Below are 610 nucleotides of genomic sequence, written 5' to 3'. Positions count from 1 at the left end.
TTTTTAAGAGATATCGAATGGGTATCCTGCTCAAATCCTGCAACGCATACAAATCCAAAGGATTCAAGGTTACTGTCATTTTCGAGTATCTGCTTAGCCTGATATTCAGCAATCGTTCAATGTACATGAACATACTGACCAAAAACTATTGCCCCGGATTCAGCAAGGATACCGCTTACCGTTTCCTTAACTCGGCTTCAATCAACTGGCAGAAATTCACCACGATTCTTGCTGAGCAGGTAACTAACCAGAGCCTTATAGATCTGACAGATGCTGCCCGAGACAATGTGTTCATCATTGATGACACTCTCTACGAAAGAAACAGATCCAAGAAAGTAGAGCTGCTGTCAAAGGTCTATGACCATGCAAGGAACAGGTACTGCAAGGGATTCAGGTTACTCACGCTTGGCTGGTCTGACGGCAATACTTTTGTGCCTGTTTCAGGCTCTCTTCTGGCCTCAGAGAACAAGAAGCACCAGTACCAGGAATCTACTCCTGACTTGGACAAGCGCAGTCTGGCATTCAAAAGAAGACAGCAGGCGCAAAGAAAGGCGACAGAGGTCATGATGGAACTGATTGACCTTGCGCTTACATCCGGACTCAAGGCTAG

1 protein-coding gene is annotated in these 610 nt (G+C 45.7%); it reads left to right on the top strand.

Annotation, left to right across the window (positions count from 1 at the left end; genetic code table 11):
* Positions 1 to 17 precede the first annotated feature (17 nt).
* The coding region (locus tag T472_RS16690; RefSeq protein WP_023863732.1) for a transposase at positions 18 to 610 on the top strand (593 nt) is incomplete at its 3' end.

The organism is Youngiibacter fragilis 232.1 (assembly GCF_000495435.3).
Taxonomy (GTDB): Bacteria; Bacillota; Clostridia; order Clostridiales; family Clostridiaceae; genus Youngiibacter; species Youngiibacter fragilis.
This window is presented reverse-complemented; position numbering and strand designations above follow the sequence as displayed.